This window comes from Mycolicibacterium sp. MU0053, from assembly GCF_963378095.1.
GTDB classification, from domain to species: domain Bacteria; phylum Actinomycetota; class Actinomycetes; order Mycobacteriales; family Mycobacteriaceae; genus Mycobacterium; species Mycobacterium burgundiense.
Genome location: NZ_OY726397.1, coordinates 2,468,830 through 2,488,977 on the forward strand (window position 1 = coordinate 2,468,830; position 20,148 = coordinate 2,488,977).

Here is a 20,148-nt window from a genome sequence, read left to right on the forward strand (position 1 = left end):
GCTTCACCGCATCCATTTCGGTGTGATCGGTAGATCGTTGCGGTGGCGGTACTCGGCGATGGCCTTGAGGTTCTTCATCTCCAACAGGTGGCCGGCACCGAACATGTCCCAGAAATCGCCGACCCACACCGGACGCTCCGGCGGTGCGGTCTCTGGATACGGGTTGTCGTCGTAGAACGGGTGGTGACAATTGGTCCACAGCACAACCGAACCCGGCTTGTCGAGGACCACCTGCGCGTCGATGACCCGCATCAGATAGATCATCCACAAATGGCTGCCCTGGTCCCACGCGCAGTGATAGTCGACGGTGCGGGCCGCCGCGTTGGCAACGGTGCGGGCGTAGATCTTCGTCTCCGAACCAAGCCGGTCGTAGGCCACCCACAGGCCCGGTTCCCCGGCCGGCTCGAAACCGCGCAGACTGTAGGTCCATTCCGCCAGGCTGCGGGTGTCGGCCAGATATTCGAACAACTCGTCGGGCGGGCAGTCGACGAAGTCGTTGACGGTGCAGTACTCGCCGAAGACCTGATCGTGCGGATACACCGACCGCATCATCTCCATCACGATCGGCATGGCCTGCTCCCGCGGGCTGGTCTCGACCCGGGTCACCCCCTCCAAGGGTTCGGTGGTGCCATGGTGGGCGACGATATCCTCAAGCGCGGGCAGCGACATCGCGATTCTCCTTGATTGTCGAAGTGTTCTGGGTAGCAACGTGTGTGGCGGAGTCGTTCGTCAGGAACGGTGCGAAGGGCGGGATTTCGTCGGCCGCGCATTCCACACTGACCACCGCCGGGCCGTCGACGTCCCGCACCGCGCGCACCGCAGCGGTGAACCCCTCGATGTCGCTGACATCGGCCGAGCTCAGTCCCGGGAACATCGCCGCCAGACCGGCGCCGAGCCGGCTGGGCCGGAACCGGTTGTAGCTGTAGAGGTCGTCATAGAAAAGCTGTTCACGGGTGACGCACATGGCGTGGGCGTTGTTGTTCAGCAGCACGAACGTCACCGGAAGTCGGTAGTGCACCGCGGTGTGTATCTCCATGCCGTGCATGAAGAACGCACCGTCGCCGGCGACCACCACGGTGCGCGCGGGGGGCCGCCCGCTGTTGGCTCGCCCGAAGGCCATCCCGATGCCCGCGCCGAAGCTGTAACCCATGCCGCCCATGCCGAGTGCGACCGCGAATCTGCCGCCGCGCCGCACCGGAAGATAGTGGACCGCCGAGGCGCCGGTGTTTCCGGCGTCCACCACGATGTCGTCCCCGTCGGTCAGTGCACCGTCAAGTGCAGACATGATGTCGCGGTACCGGAGACCGGGGCCGGCGAACGGCGGGGGAACCAACTCGGTGCGGCGCGACGCGGCCGACCCGTGTGGGCCCGCGGGTCCGCCCCGGTCGCGGACGGCCTCGGTCAGCAAACGCAGCGAGCCACGCAGGTCATCGGTGTGCGCGTGGGTGCACGCAAGGTACGGCGGCGCCGAACCGATCGAGACCGTGGGCACCGTTGCCAGCGCCTCCTCGAGGCCGGCGCGTGCTGTCATCGACAGCCGGGTGCCGATCACGAGGCACGCCGCGCTGGTGGCCAATTCCTCGGCCACCCCCGGGTGGCCCATGACACCGGTGACTCCCAGCGCGCACGACGAGCCGAAACCTGATGTCGCGGCGACATCCTTGGCGTCGGGGACGGTAGCCACCAACGCGCCTAGTTCCGCGCGCAGTTGCTCGAGTTCGGCCCGGGCGTCGTCGCGGGCCACCTGTTCACCGGCGATGATCGTGACAGCCCCCTTCGCACGGCGCAGTTCCTGGGCGATGGCGTGCAGGTCGCCGACCGATGCCGGCAGCGGTGGCACGTCCCGTGCGCCGTGGCCGTCGTTGGTCCCGCGGCCAGTGCTGCCAACGGCGTCCTGCTGAATATTCTTGGGTAACAACAGGACCGCCGGACCACCCGTGCGGGCCGCGCTGATCGCCCTGGGCAACGCCGCGACGATGTCGGCGGCCGCAAGTATCCGCTGGCACGACACCGATACCGCCGAGAATAACGCGGCGGCGTTGAGCGCGCCGTTGCGGCCACTGGTGTCCTGAAAGCTGCCCCGCCCGTCCATCGTGGTGGCGGGTTGACCGACCAGCGCCAGCACCGGAATACGACTGGCCAACGACTCGCCCAGGCCGGCCACGAGGTTCAGCGCGCCGCCACCGGAGGTCGCCGCCACCACCCCCAGGCCCGCGCCGCTCCGGCTGTACCCATCGGCCATTGTGGCGGCGCCGAACTCATGCTTGGCCAGCACCGCGGTGATGCCGGCCTGGAAATACGCGGCGTCGTACAGATCCTCGATGTTGGCGCCGTCCACCCCGAACACGTGGTCGACCCCAATGGTCGCGAGGTACCCGACGATGTGGTCGACCACCCGGTGCTTTCTTGGCATTTTCCCGCCCAAGCCTGACAACCAGCTCACCCCCGCCGGTGGAGGGCGCCCCACCCCGGGCTGCTACACGGCCCGCCGGCAGCATCACGTGACCTGCGGCGATCCGATCAACTCGATAGAATTTTGTCGTCCCTCCGTAGGTGTGCCCGCGCACTCTCACTGTCTTTTACGGTGGCGACCTGCCTTTCGTTCAATCCTGTCGGCGGAAAACCTGGTCACGCGCGTAAAGTCGCGGCAATGGCAGCCGCCACGTCGAATTCGCGAATGGTCGGTGGAGTGGCCGCGGCCGCGGTCGCGCTGGGCGTCGCGCAGCTGGTGGGCATTCCGTTCGGGGGACAGGCCGATGCGCGGACGGCCGTCGGCGCCGCGGTCGTCGACCTGACGCCGGCGCCGATCAGCGAACTGATCATTGCGACGCTCGGGTCGCTGGACAAGCTCTTTCTGGCCCTGGTGGTGCTCGTGGTGATCGCGACCATCGCCGCACTGGCCGGAACGCTCGAGACCCGCCGCCGCCCGATCGGCAGCGTTGTCATCGTCGCCGCGGGGATTCTCGGGTGCGCGGCCGTGCTGTCGCGCGCGGGGGCCGCCGCCACCGACGTGGTCCCCACCGTGGTGGGGACCGCCTGCGGCGTGCTCGTGTTGCGGGTGCTCGTCCACCGGCTCTGGCCGGGACGCGCCGAAGACGAAGCCCGCCAGGATAACCCGGACGCGGTGAAACGTAGGAGCCTGGTGCTCTTCGGGCTGCTCGGCTTCGGCGTGGTCAGCGGTATCGCGGGTACCGTCCTCACTCGATTGCTGCATTCGGCCGACGCTGACCGTGACACCTTCACGCTCGCCGGGCCGCGCTCGAAGGCGCCGCCCATACCGCCGGATGTGCAACCGAACGACGTCGCGCTGCCGAACTTCGTCACCGCCAGCAACGACTTCTACCGGGTCGATACCGCGTTGATCGTCCCGCAACTCAGCCACCGCGACTGGCGGCTGCGCGTCCACGGCATGGTCGATCGCGAAGCCACCTACAGCTTCGACGACCTCGCCGGTTTCGAGCTGATCGAGCGAGTGGTGACGCTGACCTGCGTGTCGAACCCCGTTGGGGGTGAACTCATCTCGAACGGTGTCTGGACCGGTTATCGGTTGGCTGATCTGCTGGCCGCTGCCGGCGTGCACGCCGACGCCGACATGATGCTCTCGACCTCGTCCGACGGATTTACCGCCGGAACGCCGGTGCAGGCGCTGACCGACGGCCGTGACGCACTCCTCGCGGTCGGCCTCAACGGTGAGCCGCTGCCCACCGCGCATGGCTATCCGGCCAGGTTGATCGTGCCGGGGCTGTACGGCTACGTGAGCGCCACCAAGTGGGTGGTGGACCTGGAGCTGACCCGCTTCGACCGGGCCCGGGCGTACTGGACGCGGCGGGGCTGGGCAGAACGCGCGCCGATCAAGACGCAGTCCCGGGTCGACGTGCCCCGGGCCGGTCAGGACGTGCCGGCCGGGCCGGTGGTGTTCGGCGGCGTCGCGTGGGCGCAGAACCGAGGCGTGCGGGCCGTGGAGGTCCGTATCGACGACGGCGTGTGGCAGCCCGCCGAATTGGGCGCGAGCTATTCAAACGAGACATGGCGGCTGTGGAGCCTGCCGTGGCAGGCAAAAAGCCCTGGGGCGCACACCATCACGGTGCGTGCCACCGACAACGACGGCGTCACACAGACTTCCGACCAGGTCGGTACGGTTCCGGACGGTGCCACCGGCTGGCATTCGGTGGACTTCAACGTGGTGCCGGGCTGAAGCGACTACTTCGCGCGGATTTTCCGCCAGCTGTACACCGCAATCGCGAGGCCGGCGACCGCGGTCAACGGACCGATGATGGACCAGGTTGTGGTGTTGCTCATCGGGCTACCGCCCAGCACTCCAAAGCCCTGCAGCGCCCAGATGGCGCCGAATAGTGCGACGATGATGCCAACCGCGAACGCAACGACGAATCCCCTGTTCATGTTGGGAGCCTACGCGCCAAACTGCTCGCCTAGGGCGGGGTTTCGACGCTGGACATGATGAGCTGCAGATAGGGCCGGTAGAGGTTCTCGTCGTCGAGGTGACTGTCCAAGGTAATGCCGTCATTGGCGGCCAGGATCACCCGCGCCAATGCTTTGGGCTCCATGGTCAGGGTGCCGCCGATGCGGGCAACGTTCTTGCTGATGAATTCGCCGAGCGCGGTAATGGTTTCGCGGCGTTGGGCGGCCACACGTTCCCGTGCATCAGGATTGCGTAGCAGGTACAACGTCAGCTCGTAGCCCAGGGCCGCGCGCTGCGGGTCACTGCTCAGTTGCTGCCACCGATCGGCCAGCTCGTTGACATCGACGTCGCTGAGCCGATGAAACGACGCCATGACCTCGATAAACCCGTCGAGGAAGCGGTCGCGCTGCCGATCCACGACGGCCAAGAACAACTTCTCCTTGGCGCCGAACTGGGAGTAGATGGCGCCGCGGGTAAAGCCCGCGGAGTCGGCGATCTCCTCGAGCGCCGCGCCGGTCAACCCCTTGCGTGCAAAAACTTCTTCGGCGGCATCCAACAAGATTTGTCGGGTGTGCTCGGTTCGCCGCTCTTTGGTCCAACGCTCAGCCACAGGTGCATCCTCCCACCTATGTCGGAGTCCGTGCGGGGGCGCGGTCCCCACCGGCAGACACGTCCGACATCCGCAGATCCCCGAAGCGGGCTGACGCGAGGGGGTCGTCGACCCAGAACAGCTCCGAACGTTTGACTTCAGTGTCGAGTCCGGCGCAGCGCAGCGCATGGGTTTTGAAGCTCCGTGCCGCGGGGCTCAGGTCGTGCCGCACGAGGTGCCGAGCCGCAGCCGACTCGCTGCCGTCCGCCCCCCAGAAGAGGAGTTGCGCGCACGGCTCGTCCCCGTAGTTCACCGCGGCGAGGTGGCGGTCTTCAGTGAGCTCATCGACCGGCATCAGCAGGGTGCGGGCCAGTCGATCCGGCTTATAGAGCACGTCGTCGAGCTGCCCGGGCAGTTGAAGACGTGCGCCCAGAACGGTCAGCGCCCTGGACTGAGCGGCGTCCTCGGTGATCACCGAGACGCGCCAGCCCGCACGCCCGCGGTCGAACATCAGTCCGCCGGCGTAGCGGACTGCATCCGCGACGCTCGTGGTGATCACCTCGAGTCGATAGCTCACGCCGTGCCTCCTGCGATTCAGCGAGTGTGATTTCGACCACTATATACATGCTTGTATCAAGAATACATCCATGTATATGGTGAGTCCTGTCACACGCAGGTGAGCACCAGCCCGTGCCGCACTGCAAGAAGAGGGCCGGCAGAGCTCCCTGTATCGATCAGCACCCGCCGCGCTCATCGCCGACTGAGGAGGACTCCCTTGATGCCAGCAACGCGACCCGGAGAATGGCTCGACCCCGACTCTGGGGTGGGCCTCGGCCTCGAAGACGTCCAGCCGGGGACGTACAACATGACCATCAAGACGGACCGTTACACCTCAAGGGAGTACGCGGAGCGCGAGCGGGACGCGATCTGGATGAAGGTGTGGCAGATCGTCGGCCGTGCCGACGACCTGCCGAAGACCGGTGACTGGAAGAAACACAACATCGGAGATCAGTCGTTCATCATCGTCCGCGGCAAGGACGGCAAGCTTCGTGGCTTCGTGAACGCCTGCCGCCACCGCGGAAACGCACTGTGTATCACCGACACTGGGAACGCCAAGCGCGGCTTTCTCTGTCAGTACCATTTGTGGTCCTACGATCTGGAAGGCAGGCTGCGCGGCGTGCTGCGGGAAGAGCTCGCCGGACAGATCGACAAGACGGAGAACTCGCTGCACGAGGTGCCCGTCGACACCTTCGCCGGGTTCATCTTCCTCAACCCCGACCCCGGGGCCGCCCCGTTGCGCGAGTATCTCGGCGAGGACGTTTACCACCTGCTGGAGCCCTACAACATCGAACAATTCACCACCGTGATGGATGTGCAGGAGGCCATCGACTGCAACTGGAAGGTCGTGATGGATGCCTTCGAAGAGGGTTATCACATCAACGGCATCCATCCCCAGTTGCTCGCGGTGCTCCACATCAACCCGGCGACCGCGCGGTACCAGTTCTTCGAGAACCACAGCGTCGCAATGGCTCCGTTCGAGGTGGCGGGTGCCGGTGCCCAGGCGCAGGTCGACGGCATGATGGCCCTGCCGGAAACGTTCCCCGGTACGGCCGCGGTGATCCCGCGGTTCCAGGAACTCGTCGCGCCGTATCTGGACAAGGACGGGAAGGTGAACTTTCCCGACGGCGTCACCGCCCGTGCGCTGCTGCAAGAGGCCACCCGCGAGGTGCTGACCGGGATGGGACTCGATGTCAGTAACCTGACCGACGACCAGATGGTCGACAACCAGGGCTGGGTGTTGTTCCCCAACTACTTCATGACGGTGCGCGCCGGCGAATGCCACGTCATCACGTCGTCCCCGCTCCCCGACGGTGATCCCAACCGGTGCATCTGGCATGTGGCCAGCTACATGTATCTGCCGGAAGAGCACCGCTCCGCCTTCCACGCTGAACCGATCGTGGTGGAGGAGCCGGGCAGCTACAAGTACTTCGAGGCGCTGCAGCAGGACTACGTGCAGATGCCGCGTCAACAACTCGGCCTGCGCAACAACCGGCTCGACCACATGTCGTTGGTCAAGGAGGAAGTCGTGATCGCGCACTTCCATTCGGTGATCGACCGCCACATGGACGCTGCGCAGAACTGATATGGCCAGAATCCCCAATTCGACTGAAAGAAGACAGAGTTGACACTCGACGACGTGCTGGTAACCGCGACCGGGCGGTCACGTGCGGTGCTGGAGTACAGCCAGGTGACGAAGCAGTTGGTCGATAGCGCGAAGCAACCCGGCTTCACCGTCGAGAGTTGGGCGCCGCTCGGTGAACTCATCGCCACCGACGAGTTCGTGCGCGTCGGCCCGTTCAAGGAGGTGATGAACTGGCAGGAGTACACCGAATTCCTGACCAACTGGGCGAAGTCCTCGGACTGGGACTGCTCCTTCCAACGGATCACGGAGACACCCGATTTGGTGTTCCTCGAGCTCGAGGAACGCAGCCGCATCGGCGACTTCAGTAGTGTCGTCAACACGGCGTCGGTCTATGAGTTCAACGCCGACAACAAGGTTTCGCGCATCGCCGTCTACCTGCAGATGGAATTGCCCAACACCGGCTCGATGCCCAGCTTCGATGACGCCGGGGGAGCGCAGTGACTCAGCCAAAGACCGCGGCCACCGGCGAGGATGTGGACGCTCCGAACTTCTTCACCGACAACCAGCTACTGGATGACCCCTACGATTACCTTGCCGCGCTGCGCGAGGAGTGCCCACTGCGCCGCGAACCGCACCATGGCGTGGTCATGGTCACCGGGTACGAGGAAGGGGTGGCGATCTACAACGACACCGCCCGGTTCTCGTCGTGTACCGCGGTCACCGGACCGTTCCCGGGATTTCCGGTGCCGCTGGAAGGCGACGATGTCTCCGAACTGATTGCCGAGCACCGCGATTCGTTGCCGTTCAGCGACCAGCTGCCGACCTTCGATCCGCCGGTGCACACCGCGCACCGGGCGCTGCTGTCGAGGATGCTGACCCCGAAGCGCCTCAAGGAGAACGAGGACTTCATGTGGCGCCTCGCCGACCAGCAGTTCGACGTGGCGCTGACCGGCGGCGGCGAGTTCATCGGCGACTTCGCGTCCCCGTTCGCGATGCTCGTGATCGCCGACCTGCTTGGCGTGCCGGAGTCCGATCACGACGAGTTCCGGGATGCGTTGCTGTCCGAAGCGGGGACCATCGGCAGCAGCGGCGGCGACGCCATGCACCACTCGCCGCTGGAGTACCTGTACGGCAAATTCACCGAGTACATCGCGGACCGCCGGGCGAACCCCCGCGACGATGTGCTCAACGGGATCGCCTCGGCGACCTTCCCGGACGGCAGTACGCCGGAGGTCATCGACGCTGTTCGGGTCGCGGCCAACCTGTTCGCGGCAGGTCAGGAGACCACGGTGCGTCTGCTCAGCGCGGCAGTGATGCTGATCGCCGAAGACCCAGTGCTGCAAGCCAATCTGCGCGCCAACCGCGACCTGATTCCGAGCTTCCTGGAAGAGACACTTCGGTACGAGAGCCCGATCCGCGGCGACTTCCGGCTGTCGAAGGTTCCGGTCACCGTCGGCGGGGTGGACCTCCCCGCCGGTACCACCGTGATGCTGGTGAATGCGGCGCTCAACCGCGACCCGCGGAAGTTCACCCAACCCGACACCTTCGACCTCGACCGCGCCAACGCGCGCAGTCACGTGGCGTTCGGCCGAGGACCGCACGCCTGCCCGGGCGCCCCGCTGGCCCGCGCCGAAGGCCGCATCACCCTGGAGCGGCTCTTCGACCGCACCACCGACATCTGGATCGACGAAGAGAAGCACGGCCCGGCCGATAACCGGCGCTACTCCTATCTGCCGACATTCATCCTGCGCGGTCTCACCCGCCTGCACATCGGATTCTGCTGACATGCCATTCGTAGACACCACCGCCATCGTCACCGGCGGCGCCGCAGGTCTTGGTTTGGCCATCGCCGAGGCACTCGCGGCACGCGGCGCCAAGGTCGCGATTTTCGATATCGCCGCCGACGAGATCGACACTCAAGTAGAGCGCCTGCGCAGCGAAGGTGCCAAGGTCGAGGGTTACGTCGTCGACGTCTCGGACCGGGGTGCGGTCGAAACCGCTGTCGCCCAGGTCCGGGCCGACCTCGGCCCGGTGCTGATGCTGATCAACAACGCCGGCGTCGAGCAATTCGGTAGGTTCGCCGACATCACCGATGAGCAGTGGGACCACGTGATGGCGGTCAACTTGCGCGGACCGTTCATCTGCACCCAGGTGGTGCTGCCTGACATGCTCGACGCACAGTGGGGTCGCATCGTCAACATTTCGTCATCGAGTGCGCAGGGTGGGCAGTCCCGGATGGCGGCCTATGTCAGCTCCAAGGCCGGGTTGATCGGCTTCACCAAGAGCCTGGCGTTGGAGATCGGTCCGAAAGGCATCACCGTCAACACGATTCCGCCCGGCATGGTGGTCACTCCGATGCTCGAGAAGGCCATCGACGAAGGCCGATTCACCGCGTCGCTGGAGCATTTCGCGAGTATCACTCCGGTGCGGAGGGCGGGTCGACCGGAGGATATCGCCAACGCGGCGATCTTCCTCTGTCAGGACGAATCCTCCTACATCACCGGTCAGATCATTCCGGTCAATGGCGGGCGTCGGACGTGACGGGTGCCGAGAGTGCACCGCCGCTGGCGAGAGGCCATTCGGCTTCCGCATTCACCAGGGCAAGAAGCGCCGCTTCGACTTGTGCTCGTCGCCTTCGACGTCGCTCCATTCACCCGATGAATAGGTGTGGGGCACCCGGGAGCCGGTCCGGACAATGTCGAGGGAGCCGTCGGAGCTCTTGATGAAGGCGTCGCCGGATCGCATGTAGTTGTCGACGGCGCCGTCGGGTCGGGTCACGGAAACGGTCATGATCTGCTCCATAGCTGCCGGCGCGGGGCCGGTCATGGGTCGGATGGACGAGAACGACCTGGCAACAGTTGGCAAAGACAAGGGTCGTCAGATTCCCGTGCGCTCAGGCGCAATCCGCAAACTGGTCGGCCTGATCCCATCAGCCTACGCGCGCACCGCCCGGCCGCGCAGACAAATGCCGGCCGGCGGTTCCTAAGACGTTGTCTTACAACCTTATTCGGGCTGTGTCCGGCCTCGGCTGGGAGCGAGCCGGGTGCAGATCTGTGACGTGCGGTAGGGTGAAAGGTACTGGCGATCCCTTGTACGGCGAATGTCCGCGTTCGCGTCATCGCTGGTTTGAATGCGTTGGCCGATTCGCGGTCAGATGGGAACATCGCTGCTTCGATGCGCACCAGAGACGGATCATCTCGCAGCAAGTCTGCCCCGGGTAAGTCGGCCCCGGCGCCCACCTCGGGGTCGGCGGCCGCCAAAGCGGCGTCCACTGTCACCGAGGGCAGTCGCCTGGCGCTGTTGGGGTGCGGATCGGCGCACGGATGCGTCGACGGCGCGTGGTGGCCCAAGACTCCGAACCTGGCCGTTGAACTGCCCGACATCGTCGCGGTCTTCAGTCGCTGGATCGGGACGGTGCACCGCGTGGTCTACGACCCCACGCTCTGGAAGACACCCCCGTCGCGGCTCATCCGGCACGGCGCCGCGATCTCGGTGGACCCCTACCGGATGGTCAACCGCGAGACGATCGGCCTGATGGGTACCCATTCGCGCAGCGCTGTGCTGTTCGTGGTGCCCCCGTCGACCTCCGCTGCCGTCGCGAACCGGATGCTCCGACTGGTCGAAAGCGCGACCAAGCCGATGCCGGCCAGCTTTCTGCTGCAGCGTTACGCCGAATTTGCCGCTGAGGCAATCGCTTCGAAGACCCCCGATGTCGCGGTAGGCGAATTCTCCGGTCGCTGACACCGGTTCGCCTGAGCTGGACGGTGAACCTGCAGTTCAGGCTCGCGCCGCGCCCCTGGCGCACGCGCTGCGGGCAGCTGGCATTTATTTATTTCTCGGGTATGGTCACGACTGAGCAAGCATGATTGTCGCTTTGTAAAAGGAGCTGCAAAAGTGAGCAAGTCGCGAGGCCGTGACCAGAAGAAACCGAAATTGACGATTAAAGAACGCCGCGCGGAAAAGCGCGCAAAGTTTTCCGACGAAGAGTCGATCATTCCGAAAAGGAAAAAAGGCCGCGTCTAACACAATGTGGTGAATACAGCGCGCATTGCGCCGCAAAGAGTGCGACGTAGCTGCTGATTATAAAAGCATCACGCACCTTCGTTGAACTCCAGTGAACGTGCGGTGTCAGGCCGCCTGCTCAATTTCGTGAGATGGCGCAGGGTTTCTTCCGAGCATTTCGGAAATGTTTATTTCGCGGAATCACCGATGCGAATTCATCGCATCGAGACAATGAGCTAGGGAGGGCTTATGTTGGCGGATAGCGGTACCGTCCCGGCGGTGTTTGTCCTCGGTCGTCACACGGATCTGCTCGAGGCGATCCTCGAGGAGTTCCGCCGAGCGGGCGACATCGCCATCTACGGTGGCACACTTTCGGTTTCGGCGATCGCCGCGGGGCCGCGAGGCGCGGAACGGCCCGAACTGGAGGCCAACGCCGAGTCGGTCCTGGTGCTGATCGACGACGAAATGGTGGAGTCGCTATTCCGCGACCCGGATTCGCGCCGCACGAAGAAGCTGCTGCGCTCGGGCGAGGACCAGATCAGCGAATTCGTCACCGACACCGTCGTCGGGGTGGATGCGCAACGCCTGCTCGTCCTGTGTGACGCGCGAAGCGCGTCGCCGTCGGAGAAATCGCAGGCCATTCGCTGGGTGCGGCAGTTGACGGTGCGCATCGGTTACGAATGCTCGATCAATGGGACCGACGACCTCACCACCACCTATGAGGTGGTCGTCAACGACGCCGACGTGCAACGCACGGCGCGTTCGATTGCGTTGTGGCACGCCGACCGGCTCACTCCGCAGCAGGAGCGGCCGCCGGCGGTGTGCGTCGGCACCTGACGTTATTTCCTAGCCCCGACGCACACGGGGGACCGCCCCGCGCGATACTGGTAGCCGTCACTATGAGGTAGCCGCGATCACAGCGCGGCGCCGAACGAGACCTGACCAATACTGACGCCTGGGAGTACACGAATGAGCGCCGACCAACCGTCCATCATCTACACGTTGACCGACGAGGCGCCGTTACTCGCGACCTACGCCTTTCTGCCGATCGTCCAGACCTTCGCGCAGGCGGCCGGTATCGACGTCAAGACCAGCGACATCTCGGTGGCGGCCCGCATCCTGGCCGAGTTCAACGATCGCCTCACCGACGAGCAGAAGGTGCCGGACAACCTGGCCGAGCTGGGCAAGATGACCCAGGACCCCTCGGCCAACATCATCAAGCTGCCGAACATCAGCGCCTCGGTACCGCAGTTGCTCGCGGCCATCAAGGAATTGAAGTCCAAGGGCTACGACCTCCCCGATTACCCGGGTGAGCCGAAGACCGACGAGGAAAAGCAGATCAAGGACCGCTACGCCAAGATTTTGGGCAGTGCGGTCAACCCGGTGCTGCGCGAGGGTAACTCGGACCGTCGGGCGCCCAAGGCGGTCAAGGAGTACGCCAAGAAGCACCCGCACAGCATGGGTGAGTGGTCGCAGGCCTCCCGGACCCACGTCGCGACCATGAAGGAAGGCGACTTCTATCACGGCGAGAAGTCGATGACGCTGGACAAGGCGCGCAACGTCAAGATGGTTCTCGAGCCCAAGGACGGCAAGGCCGGAAATGACCTTGTGCTCAAGCCCGAGGTCAAGCTCGACGCCGGCGACGTCATCGACAGCATGTACATGAGCAAGAAGGCGCTGTACAAGTTCTACGAAGAGCAGATCGAGGACGCCTACAAGACCGGCGTGATGTTCTCGCTGCACGTCAAGGCGACCATGATGAAGGTCTCCCATCCGATCGTCTTCGGCCACGCGATCAAGGTCTTCTACAAGGACGCCTTCGCCAAGCACGAGAAGCTGTTCGACCAGCTCGGTGTCAACGTCAACAACGGAATGTCCGATCTCTACGACAAGATCGCGGCGCTGCCGGCCTCGCAGCGCGAAGAGATCATCGAGGATCTGCACCGTTGCCACGAGCACCGCCCGGAACTGGCGATGGTGGACTCGGTCAAGGGCATCTCCAACTTCCACTCGCCCAGCGACGTGATTGTCGACGCCTCGATGCCCGCGATGATCCGGCTCGGCGGCAAGATGTACGGCGCCGACGGACGGACCAAGGACACCAAGGCAGTCAACCCGGAGTCCACCTTCTCCCGGATCTACCAGGAGATGATCAACTTCTGTAAGACCCACGGTCAGTTCGACCCGACGACCATGGGCACCGTGCCGAACGTGGGCCTGATGGCGCAGAAGGCGGAGGAGTACGGCTCCCACGACAAGACCTTCGAGATCGCCGAGGACGGTGTCGCCAAGATCGTCGACATCGACACCGGCGAGGTGCTGCTGTCGCAGGAGGTCGAGGAGGGCGACATCTGGCGCATGCCGGTCGTCAAGGACGCCCCCATCCGGGACTGGGTCAAGCTGGCCGTCAACCGTGCGCGGGCCTCCGGCATGCCGGTGGTGTTCTGGTTGGACACCGAGCGGCCGCACGAGGTCGAGCTGCGTAAGAAGGTCAAGACCTATCTCAAGGACCACGACACCGAGGGCCTGACCATCCAGATCATGCCGCAGGTGTGGGCCATGCGGTACACGATCGAGCGGGTGGTCCGCGGCCAGGACACCATCGCCGCGACCGGCAACATCCTGCGCGATTACCTCACCGACCTGTTCCCGATCCTGGAGCTGGGCACCAGCGCCAAGATGCTCTCGATCGTGCCGCTGATGGCCGGCGGTGGTCTGTACGAGACCGGGGCCGGCGGGTCGGCGCCCAAGCACGTCCATCAGCTGGTGGAGGAGAACCACCTGCGCTGGGACTCGCTCGGGGAGTTCCTGGCCCTCGGCGCGAGCCTGGAGGACATGGGCGACAAGACCGACAATCCCAAGGCCAAGGTGCTGGCGCACGCGCTGGACACCGCCACCGGCAAGCTGTTGGACGAGGACAAGGGTCCGTCGCGCAAGGCCGGCGAGCTGGACAACCGCGGCAGCCAGTTCTACCTGGCGATGTACTGGGCGCAGGCGCTGGCCGAGCAGACCGAGGACAAGGAGCTGGCCGAGCAGTTCGCGCCGCTGGCCAAGACCCTGGCCGAGAACGAGGACGCCATTGTCACCGAGCTCAACGAGGTGCAGGGCAAGGCCGCCGACATCGGCGGCTACTACTACCCGGACCCGGAGAAGCTCACCGCGGTGATGCGGCCCAGCAAGACGCTCAATGAGGTCCTGGCGACCGCGAAGGTCTGATCGCCACGGCTACAGCGGTGCCGGTACCGCGGTCAGCGGAATGACCACGGTGCCGGCGCACGCGCCGTCGGCGATGGTGGTGTCGAAGGTGCCCTGCAGCGAGCCGTCGGACTGCGGCGTGTAGGTGGTCACCGACTTCGCCGCGTCGAACGTGATGGTCCCGTCGGGCAGCAGGCAATCCCAGTTCCAGTTGTTGGTGCGGGTCCACACCGAGCCGGTCCAGTCGAAGCGCATCGCCGTGGGCACGTTGTCCTTGGGGGTCGGGCCCTCGTCGGCGGTGGCCACGCAGGTGCCCGACGAGCAGTCCGTGCTGAAGACGTAGCCGGCGGTGTAGGCCGTCTCCTGCTGCGACGCGGCCACGCTGGTACCCGCCTTCTGGTCGGTGTGGAAGGTCACCTGGTACCGACCGCCCCAGAACGCCTCGTCGGCGTGGGCGACCGGCGCGGCGAGCAGTGGTGCGATCGCCAGCGCGGTCGCCGCGGTGCGGACGCGGTACGGGTACTGCTTGGGCATGTCGGCGTACTCCAGGTCGGCGGTCGGGTGTCTCCACTGTGGCAGAGGTGACGCATGTTGTGCACGCCATGGCGGATTCCCGGGCCTGATTCGGTGCCGCCCGGGTGTGCGGGGCGATTACCATGACGCCATGATTCGGCTGGGGATGGCCGTCTGGGCGGCCACGGTGCTGGCATTCGCCGGGGGGATGGTCGCGGGCGTCGCGCACGCCGGGCCGCCGCCGCCGTGCACGTTCCGGCTGTCGGCGCCGCAGGTGGTGCACGTCGACGGGGCCGACCTGGTCACCGCCACCGTCGACACCGAGGCCTGCGGCTGGCCCGCGCAACCCTACGTGCGGGTGGCCTGCCTGCAGGTCCAGGGCGACGATTCGACGCGGGTGTGCATACAGGCCCGCGGCGCGGACCGCGCGCAGGTGTTCACCGGGCCGTACCGTCCCGGTGCGACCTATACGGCGACCGGGCGCGGTTGCGGCCAGTGGATGGGCAATCCGCCCGCGCCCGACTGCCAGATCCTGGGGCCGCACACCGCGACACTGTAGCCGCGCCGGACCCCGTGCCCCGGCGCTGTCGCAGCGGTTCGGTAGGGTCCAGCGCGTGAATTCGAGCCTCGCCGTGAAGTCCGTAAATGCGCGTCTCGCTGAGGAACTGGCGGTCGACGAAGCCCAGGTGAGCGCCACGGTCCGGCTGCTGGACGAGGGGTCGACGGTGCCGTTCATCGCCCGGTACCGCAAGGAGGTGACCGGCAGCCTTGACGACGGCCAACTGCGGACCCTGGAGGAGCGGCTGCGCTATCTGCGTGAGCTCGACGAGCGTCGGGCCGCGGTGCTGGCCGCCATCGAGGAACAGGGCAAGCTCACCGACGACGTGCGCAAGGCGCTGCTGAGCGCCGACACCAAGGCCCGCGTCGAGGACATCTACCTGCCGTTCAAACCCAAGCGCCGCACCAAGGCGCAGATCGCGCGCGAGCAGGGTCTGGAGCCGCTGGCCGACCGGCTGCTGACCGACCCGACGCAGGTGCCCGAGGCCGCGGCGGCGCCGTTTGTCAACGCCGAGGTGGCCGACGCGGCGGCCGCGCTCGAGGGCGCCCGCCACATCCTGGTCGAGCGCGCCTCCGAGGACGCCGAGCTGGTCGGGGAGGTCCGCGAACGATTCTGGGCGAACGGCATCCTCAAAACCGTGCCGTTTTCCGAGGACGTCGCCAAAACCGCTGAGGCCCAGAAGTATCGGGACTACTTCGAGTTCAGCGAGGCGCTGGAGACCGTGCCCTCGCACCGAGTGCTGGCGGTGATGCGCGGGGAGAAGGAGAAGATCCTCGGACTGAGCCTGGACGGCGGCGCGGACGACATGTATCAGGCCATGATCGCCCGCACCCTGGGCATCGACATGACCGCGGGCGCCGCGGCCACCCCGTGGCTGGCGGCCACGGTGGGCTTCGCGTGGCGCACGCGGCTGATGTTCTCCGCCGCGGTGGACGCCCGGGTGCGGCTGCGGCAACGCGCCGAGCAGGACGCCGTGGCGGTGTTCGCCAAGAACCTCAAGGATCTGCTGCTCGCGGCGCCGGCCGGCACCCGCACCACCCTGGGCCTGGATCCGGGCTTTCGCACCGGAGTCAAGGTCGCGGTGGTCGACGGCACCGGCAAGGTGGTCGATACGTGCGCGATCTTCCCGCATCAGCCGCAGAAGCAGTGGGACGTCGCCAAGGCCACCCTCTCGGCGCTGATCGCGCGGCACGGAGTCGAACTGATCGCCGTCGGCAACGGCACCGCCTCGCGGGAGACCGACGCGCTGGCCGCCGAAGTCATCGCCGACATCCGCGCCGCCGGCGCCGCGGTACCGATCAAGGCGATGGTCAGTGAGGCCGGCGCCTCGGTGTATTCGGCCTCGGCCTACGCCGCGCATGAACTGCCGGAATTGGACGTGACGCTGCGCGGTGCGGTGTCGATCGCGCGCCGACTGCAGGACCCGCTGGCCGAACTCGTGAAGATCGAACCCAAGTCGATCGGCGTCGGCCAGTACCAGCACGACGTGACCCCGGGAATCCTGGCCCGCAGCCTGGGCGCGGTGGTCGAGGACGCCGTGAACGCCGTGGGCGTCGACCTCAACACCGCGTCGGTGCCGCTGCTGGCGCGGGTCTCGGGCATCTCCGAATCGCTGGCCGAGGCGATCGTGGCGCACCGCGACAGTACCGGGCCGTTCCGCAGCCGTCGCGCCCTGCTGAATGTTCCGCGCCTGGGCCCCAAGGCATTTGAACAGTGCGCGGGCTTCCTGCGGATCCGCGACGGCGACGACCCGCTGGACAACTCCGGGGTGCACCCCGAGGCCTATCCGGTGGTGCGGCGCATCCTGGACCGCTCCGGTGTCACGCTGGCCGAGATCATCGGCTCCGAGCAGACGTTGCGGGCGCTGCGCCCCGCCGATTTCGCCGACGAGCATTTTGGTATCCCCACCGTGACCGACATCCTGGCCGAACTCGAGAAGCCGGGCCGCGACCCGCGCCCGGCGTTCACCACGGCGACCTTCGCGGCGGGGGTGGAGAAGATCGCCGACCTGAAGGTCGGCATGGTGCTCGAGGGCGTGGTGACCAACGTCGCGGCCTTCGGCGCCTTCGTCGACGTCGGGGTCCACCAGGACGGGTTGGTGCACGTCTCGGCGATGTCCGACCGCTTTGTCTCCGATCCGCACGAGGTGGTGCGCTCGGGACAGGTGGTGCGGGTGAAGGTGCTCGACGTCGACGTCGAGCGCCAACGCATCGGGCTGAGCCTGCGCCTCAACGACGCACCGCAGGCCGACCGCGGTAAGCGCCCGGCCGGCCCCCGCGCAGGTGGCGGCGGACAACCGGGTCGCGGCGAGCAGCGAAACCCCAACCGTGCCAAGAAGTCCCGGCCGGCGCCCGCCGCGCCGGCCGGTTCGATGGCGCAGGCGCTGCGCGACGCGGGCTTCGGAAAGTAACCGGGCTGGTCTAGTCCTCCTTGCGGATCAGCCGGCCCAGGGCCGCCTGGTCGGAGGCGAGCAGTTCGTCGATGCGGGGCTGATTGACGTCGGCGACGATGATCTCACCGACCTCCGGGTAGACGTTGCTGAAGATACCGTGCGACTTCATCTTCTCGGTCTGATAGATGTTGTCCTCGGTGGGCGTCACGTAGTAGACGATCTCGGCCTTGAACCGGTGGATCAGCCACACGTGGATGAGGTCCATCAGGCGCTTCTGCCGCAACTGTTCGGCAAAGGTGTTCTGGTCGCGCACCGTCAGGATGCTGCGGCCGTGCCGGTCCTTGATCGGATCCACCACCACGTTGGCCAGCGGGTCGGCCGCGCTGCCATAGATGCCGAGTTCGAGGATGTCCGAACCGGCCCGGCGGGGCCGCAGTTCGACGCGGAGCTGCTCGCCGAGCTGGTAGTGCTCGCTCCACAATTTGAGCCAGTCCTCCAGCAGCTTCTTGGGTACCTCGGTCTGCACCAGGTGTTGGTGCTGGGTGGAGCCCTTGCCCATCGCCTTGGTGGTGGCCGTGCGCCCGGACGAGGCCGCCAGTGCGGCGTCGCTGCGGGGCCCGCCGACCAGGGTTTGCGGTGTGCGGTAAGGGGATTCGACCAGCCGCATCTTGCGTTGCAGCCGCGCCAGCGCCAGCATGCCCTCTTGCCGCAGCGAGGTCGCGAACTCCTCGCAGGCCACCCCGTCGACCTGATGACCGCCGTAGGTGATGAAGTTGAAGACGAAACCCATCTTGCCGAGTTCCTCGGGGAACGCCCGCATCTCGTCGTCGGTCATGCCGGTGGTGTCCCAGTTGAACGAGGGGGACAGGTTGTAGGCCAGCATCTGGTCCGGGTAGACCGCATGGATGGCGTCGGCGAACTGGCGGGCGTCGGCCAGGTCGGCGGTCTTGGTCTCCATCCAGAGGATGTCGGCGAACGGCGCGGCCGCCAACGACTTGGCGATGGCGTAGGGAATGCCGCCGCGCACCTGGTAGTAACCCTCGGGCGTCTTGGCCAGTTCGCAGTCCCAGGCGACGTCGGCGCCCAATTCCTTGGCCTTCGCCCGGGCCGAATACAGCGACGCGGTGGCCGCGAACTCCCGCCACTGCGCCGCCGACATGGCCGTCGATTCGCCCTCCCGCTCCCGGAATTCGAGCAGTTCGCCGACCGCGCCCCCGTAGGTGTCCAGGCCGGCGTCCTCCTGCCAGGCCTCGACGAAGGCCGACTCGACCTGATCCCAGGCGGCGTCGACCAGCGGTTCGGTGCCGTCCAGCCACGACTTGGCGGCCTCGGACGCCTGCGCGGTCAGGCCGTGGCTTTCCAGCCACGCGTCGGCGGCGTCGTACTCCCCGTCGGGTAGCGCGTAGAGCAGATGACCGTTGAGTTCGGTGACACCGAGTTGGTGGAAGCGGCGCATCAGCGCCAGGAAGCAGGACTTGTAGGACGGGATCTTGAGGTTGGTGGCACCCAGCAGGAACGGCTGATCGCGTTCGTCGGTGCGGCTGTCGATCAGGTTGGCCGCTTCGGCGTCGGTGCGGGCGACGATGATGCCCGGCACCCGCATGATGTCGAGCTGGAAGCGCGCGGTGTTGAGCCGTTTGATCTGCTCGTCGGAGGGCACCAGGACCTTGCCGCCCTGATGCCCGCACTTCTTGGTTCCCGGCCGCTGGTCCTCGATGTGGTACCCGGGCACGCCGGCCTCGACGAACCGACGAATCAGGTTGCGCACGTGGGGATCTCCGCCGTGGCCGGTGTCGGCGTCGGCGATGATGAACGGCCGGTAGTCGTAGACCGGCGTGGCGGCGCGTTGTTCTTCGGTCATCCGCGAACGCAGATAGTGCTGGTTGCGGTCGGCGGTCAGCAGCGCCCGCACCAGCCCGGCGGCTTCCTCGGGCACCTGGCTGAGCGGATAGCTCGCGAGGTCCGGCCCCGGATCCTCGCTGATCGAACCCTTGGCCGAGGTGGCCCAGCCGCCGAGGTAGATGCCCTCGATGCCGATGCGCTTCATGACCACCGCCTGCCCCGGTGAGTAGGGGCCGAAGGTGGTGATGGACTTGCGTTGGGCGAACAGTTCGCGCAGGTGTGGATAAAAGGCGGTGGCGGCTTCGCGGGCCACCGCGTAGTCGGCCGGGATGGTGCCGCGTTGCTCGGCGACCTGGCGGGCCGCGTAGAGCCGAACGATCCCGTCGAAACGGGGACTGTCGAAGTATGCCTGGGTGGCGGCGATGTCCTGGTCTATGGACTCCTGGAACTGCGAGCCGGCCTGGGGGTGTGCATCGAGTGTTGACATGCGCGC

General features: G+C 66.3%; 19 protein-coding genes. 11 read left to right on the plus strand and 8 right to left on the minus strand.

The features are described 5' to 3' along the window. Nucleotides 1-3: 3 nt before the first annotated feature. Both RCP80_RS11420 and RCP80_RS11425 read right to left on the minus strand, forming a co-directional pair. Nucleotides 4-669 (minus strand): SRPBCC family protein, encoded by a 666-nt coding sequence (locus RCP80_RS11420; protein ID WP_308482422.1) that lies wholly within the window; start codon nucleotides 667-669, stop codon nucleotides 4-6. Then, the gene (locus RCP80_RS11425; protein WP_308482423.1) at nucleotides 650-2,413 is read right to left on the minus strand and encodes a thiamine pyrophosphate-binding protein; all 1,764 of its coding nucleotides are present in this window, start codon (nucleotides 2,411-2,413) and stop codon (nucleotides 650-652) included. The genes RCP80_RS11420 and RCP80_RS11425 overlap by 20 nt, the downstream gene beginning before the upstream one ends. Nucleotides 2,414-2,650: 237 nt before the next feature. Between RCP80_RS11425 and RCP80_RS11430 the strand changes: the two genes are divergently transcribed. Beyond that, the gene (locus RCP80_RS11430; RefSeq protein ID WP_308482424.1) at nucleotides 2,651-4,195 is read left to right on the plus strand and encodes a molybdopterin-dependent oxidoreductase; all 1,545 of its coding nucleotides are present in this window, start codon (nucleotides 2,651-2,653) and stop codon (nucleotides 4,193-4,195) included. A gap of 5 nt (nucleotides 4,196-4,200) precedes the next feature. Here RCP80_RS11430 and RCP80_RS11435 read toward each other — a convergent pair whose 3' ends face one another. The 3 genes from RCP80_RS11435 to RCP80_RS11445 are packed head-to-tail and all read right to left on the minus strand — an operon-like array spanning nucleotide 4,201 to nucleotide 5,586. Next, entirely contained in the window at nucleotides 4,201-4,401 is a 201-nt protein-coding gene (locus RCP80_RS11435) for a hypothetical protein (protein ID WP_308482425.1), read from the minus strand. A gap of 29 nt (nucleotides 4,402-4,430) precedes the next feature. Then, nucleotides 4,431-5,030: a TetR/AcrR family transcriptional regulator gene (locus RCP80_RS11440; RefSeq protein WP_308482426.1), complete on the minus strand. Its 600-nt coding sequence runs from the start codon at nucleotides 5,028-5,030 to the stop codon at nucleotides 4,431-4,433. A 16-nt stretch (nucleotides 5,031-5,046) separates the two neighbouring features. After that, a complete protein-coding gene (locus RCP80_RS11445; RefSeq protein ID WP_308482427.1) occupies nucleotides 5,047-5,586 on the minus strand; it encodes a hypothetical protein in 540 nt (179 codons plus the stop codon). 201 nt (nucleotides 5,587-5,787) lie between these two features. Here RCP80_RS11445 and RCP80_RS11450 point away from each other — a divergent pair, with 201 nt between their 5' ends. The 4 genes from RCP80_RS11450 to RCP80_RS11465 are packed head-to-tail and all read left to right on the plus strand — an operon-like array spanning nucleotide 5,788 to nucleotide 9,693. Further along, nucleotides 5,788-7,152, plus strand: a complete 1,365-nt coding sequence (locus RCP80_RS11450; protein WP_308482428.1) for an aromatic ring-hydroxylating oxygenase subunit alpha — start codon at nucleotides 5,788-5,790, stop codon at nucleotides 7,150-7,152. A gap of 39 nt (nucleotides 7,153-7,191) precedes the next feature. Beyond that, complete coding sequence (locus RCP80_RS11455) at nucleotides 7,192-7,653, plus strand: hypothetical protein (RefSeq protein ID WP_308482429.1); 462 nt, start codon at nucleotides 7,192-7,194, stop codon at nucleotides 7,651-7,653. Next, nucleotides 7,650-8,936 (plus strand): cytochrome P450, encoded by a 1,287-nt coding sequence (locus tag RCP80_RS11460; protein WP_308482430.1) that lies wholly within the window; start codon nucleotides 7,650-7,652, stop codon nucleotides 8,934-8,936. Before RCP80_RS11455 ends, RCP80_RS11460 begins: the two co-directional genes overlap by 4 nt. A 1-nt stretch (nucleotide 8,937) precedes the next feature. Further along, nucleotides 8,938-9,693 carry an SDR family NAD(P)-dependent oxidoreductase gene (locus RCP80_RS11465; RefSeq protein ID WP_308482431.1) on the plus strand — a complete coding sequence of 252 codons (756 nt, stop codon included), beginning with the start codon at nucleotides 8,938-8,940 and terminating at the stop codon, nucleotides 9,691-9,693. Between the two features lie 51 nt (nucleotides 9,694-9,744). Here RCP80_RS11465 and RCP80_RS11470 read toward each other — a convergent pair whose 3' ends face one another. After that, on the minus strand, nucleotides 9,745-9,942 hold the full coding sequence (locus tag RCP80_RS11470) for a hypothetical protein (protein ID WP_308482432.1): 198 nt from the start codon (nucleotides 9,940-9,942) through the stop codon (nucleotides 9,745-9,747). Nucleotides 9,943-10,326: 384 nt separating this feature from the next. Between RCP80_RS11470 and RCP80_RS11475 the strand changes: the two genes are divergently transcribed. The 4 genes from RCP80_RS11475 (at nucleotide 10,327) to RCP80_RS11490 (ending at nucleotide 14,370) form a co-directional block, all read left to right on the plus strand. Next, on the plus strand, nucleotides 10,327-10,893 hold the full coding sequence (locus RCP80_RS11475; RefSeq protein ID WP_308482433.1) for a DUF5994 family protein: 567 nt from the start codon (nucleotides 10,327-10,329) through the stop codon (nucleotides 10,891-10,893). Between the two features lie 153 nt (nucleotides 10,894-11,046). Further along, on the plus strand, nucleotides 11,047-11,175 hold the full coding sequence (locus RCP80_RS11480; protein WP_308482434.1) for a hypothetical protein: 129 nt from the start codon (nucleotides 11,047-11,049) through the stop codon (nucleotides 11,173-11,175). Nucleotides 11,176-11,403: 228 nt separating this feature from the next. Then, nucleotides 11,404-11,991: a hypothetical protein gene (locus RCP80_RS11485; protein ID WP_308482435.1), complete on the plus strand. Its 588-nt coding sequence runs from the start codon at nucleotides 11,404-11,406 to the stop codon at nucleotides 11,989-11,991. A 132-nt stretch (nucleotides 11,992-12,123) separates the two neighbouring features. Beyond that, nucleotides 12,124-14,370 (plus strand): NADP-dependent isocitrate dehydrogenase, encoded by a 2,247-nt coding sequence (locus RCP80_RS11490; protein WP_308482436.1) that lies wholly within the window; start codon nucleotides 12,124-12,126, stop codon nucleotides 14,368-14,370. Between the two features lie 9 nt (nucleotides 14,371-14,379). Here RCP80_RS11490 and RCP80_RS11495 read toward each other — a convergent pair whose 3' ends face one another. Next, complete coding sequence (locus RCP80_RS11495) at nucleotides 14,380-14,883, minus strand: Rv2253 family sensor-like surface protein (protein WP_308482437.1); 504 nt, start codon at nucleotides 14,881-14,883, stop codon at nucleotides 14,380-14,382. Between the two features lie 130 nt (nucleotides 14,884-15,013). Between RCP80_RS11495 and RCP80_RS11500 the strand changes: the two genes are divergently transcribed. Together RCP80_RS11500 and RCP80_RS11505 are read left to right on the plus strand one after the other, a co-directional pair. After that, the gene (locus tag RCP80_RS11500; RefSeq protein WP_308482438.1) at nucleotides 15,014-15,421 is read left to right on the plus strand and encodes a hypothetical protein; all 408 of its coding nucleotides are present in this window, start codon (nucleotides 15,014-15,016) and stop codon (nucleotides 15,419-15,421) included. Nucleotides 15,422-15,476: 55 nt separating this feature from the next. After that, complete coding sequence (locus RCP80_RS11505) at nucleotides 15,477-17,831, plus strand: Tex family protein (protein WP_308482439.1); 2,355 nt, start codon at nucleotides 15,477-15,479, stop codon at nucleotides 17,829-17,831. A 10-nt stretch (nucleotides 17,832-17,841) separates the two neighbouring features. Here RCP80_RS11505 and aceA read toward each other — a convergent pair whose 3' ends face one another. Then, a complete protein-coding gene (aceA, locus tag RCP80_RS11510) occupies nucleotides 17,842-20,142 on the minus strand; it encodes an isocitrate lyase ICL2 (RefSeq protein ID WP_308482440.1) in 2,301 nt (766 codons plus the stop codon). Nucleotides 20,143-20,148 lie beyond the last annotated feature (6 nt).

Excerpts from the sequence above, each read along its gene's own strand:
- RCP80_RS11470 (WP_308482432.1), bottom strand. The coding sequence starts at position 9,942 with ATGACCGTTTCCGTGACCCGACCCGACGGCGCCGTCGACAACTACATG.
- RCP80_RS11475 (WP_308482433.1), top strand. The coding sequence starts at position 10,327 with ATGCGCACCAGAGACGGATCATCTCGCAGCAAGTCTGCCCCGGGTAAG.
- RCP80_RS11485 (WP_308482435.1), top strand. The coding sequence starts at position 11,404 with ATGTTGGCGGATAGCGGTACCGTCCCGGCGGTGTTTGTCCTCGGTCGT.
- aceA (WP_308482440.1), bottom strand. The coding sequence starts at position 20,142 with ATGTCAACACTCGATGCACACCCCCAGGCCGGCTCGCAGTTCCAGGAG.
- RCP80_RS11500 (WP_308482438.1), top strand. The coding sequence starts at position 15,014 with ATGATTCGGCTGGGGATGGCCGTCTGGGCGGCCACGGTGCTGGCATTC.
- RCP80_RS11495 (WP_308482437.1), bottom strand. The coding sequence starts at position 14,883 with ATGCCCAAGCAGTACCCGTACCGCGTCCGCACCGCGGCGACCGCGCTG.
- RCP80_RS11425 (WP_308482423.1), bottom strand. The coding sequence starts at position 2,413 with ATGCCAAGAAAGCACCGGGTGGTCGACCACATCGTCGGGTACCTCGCG.
- RCP80_RS11490 (WP_308482436.1), top strand. The coding sequence starts at position 12,124 with ATGAGCGCCGACCAACCGTCCATCATCTACACGTTGACCGACGAGGCG.
- RCP80_RS11420 (WP_308482422.1), bottom strand. The coding sequence starts at position 669 with ATGTCGCTGCCCGCGCTTGAGGATATCGTCGCCCACCATGGCACCACC.
- RCP80_RS11465 (WP_308482431.1), top strand. The coding sequence starts at position 8,938 with ATGCCATTCGTAGACACCACCGCCATCGTCACCGGCGGCGCCGCAGGT.
- RCP80_RS11450 (WP_308482428.1), top strand. The coding sequence starts at position 5,788 with ATGCCAGCAACGCGACCCGGAGAATGGCTCGACCCCGACTCTGGGGTG.
- RCP80_RS11435 (WP_308482425.1), bottom strand. The coding sequence starts at position 4,401 with ATGAACAGGGGATTCGTCGTTGCGTTCGCGGTTGGCATCATCGTCGCA.
- RCP80_RS11430 (WP_308482424.1), top strand. The coding sequence starts at position 2,651 with ATGGCAGCCGCCACGTCGAATTCGCGAATGGTCGGTGGAGTGGCCGCG.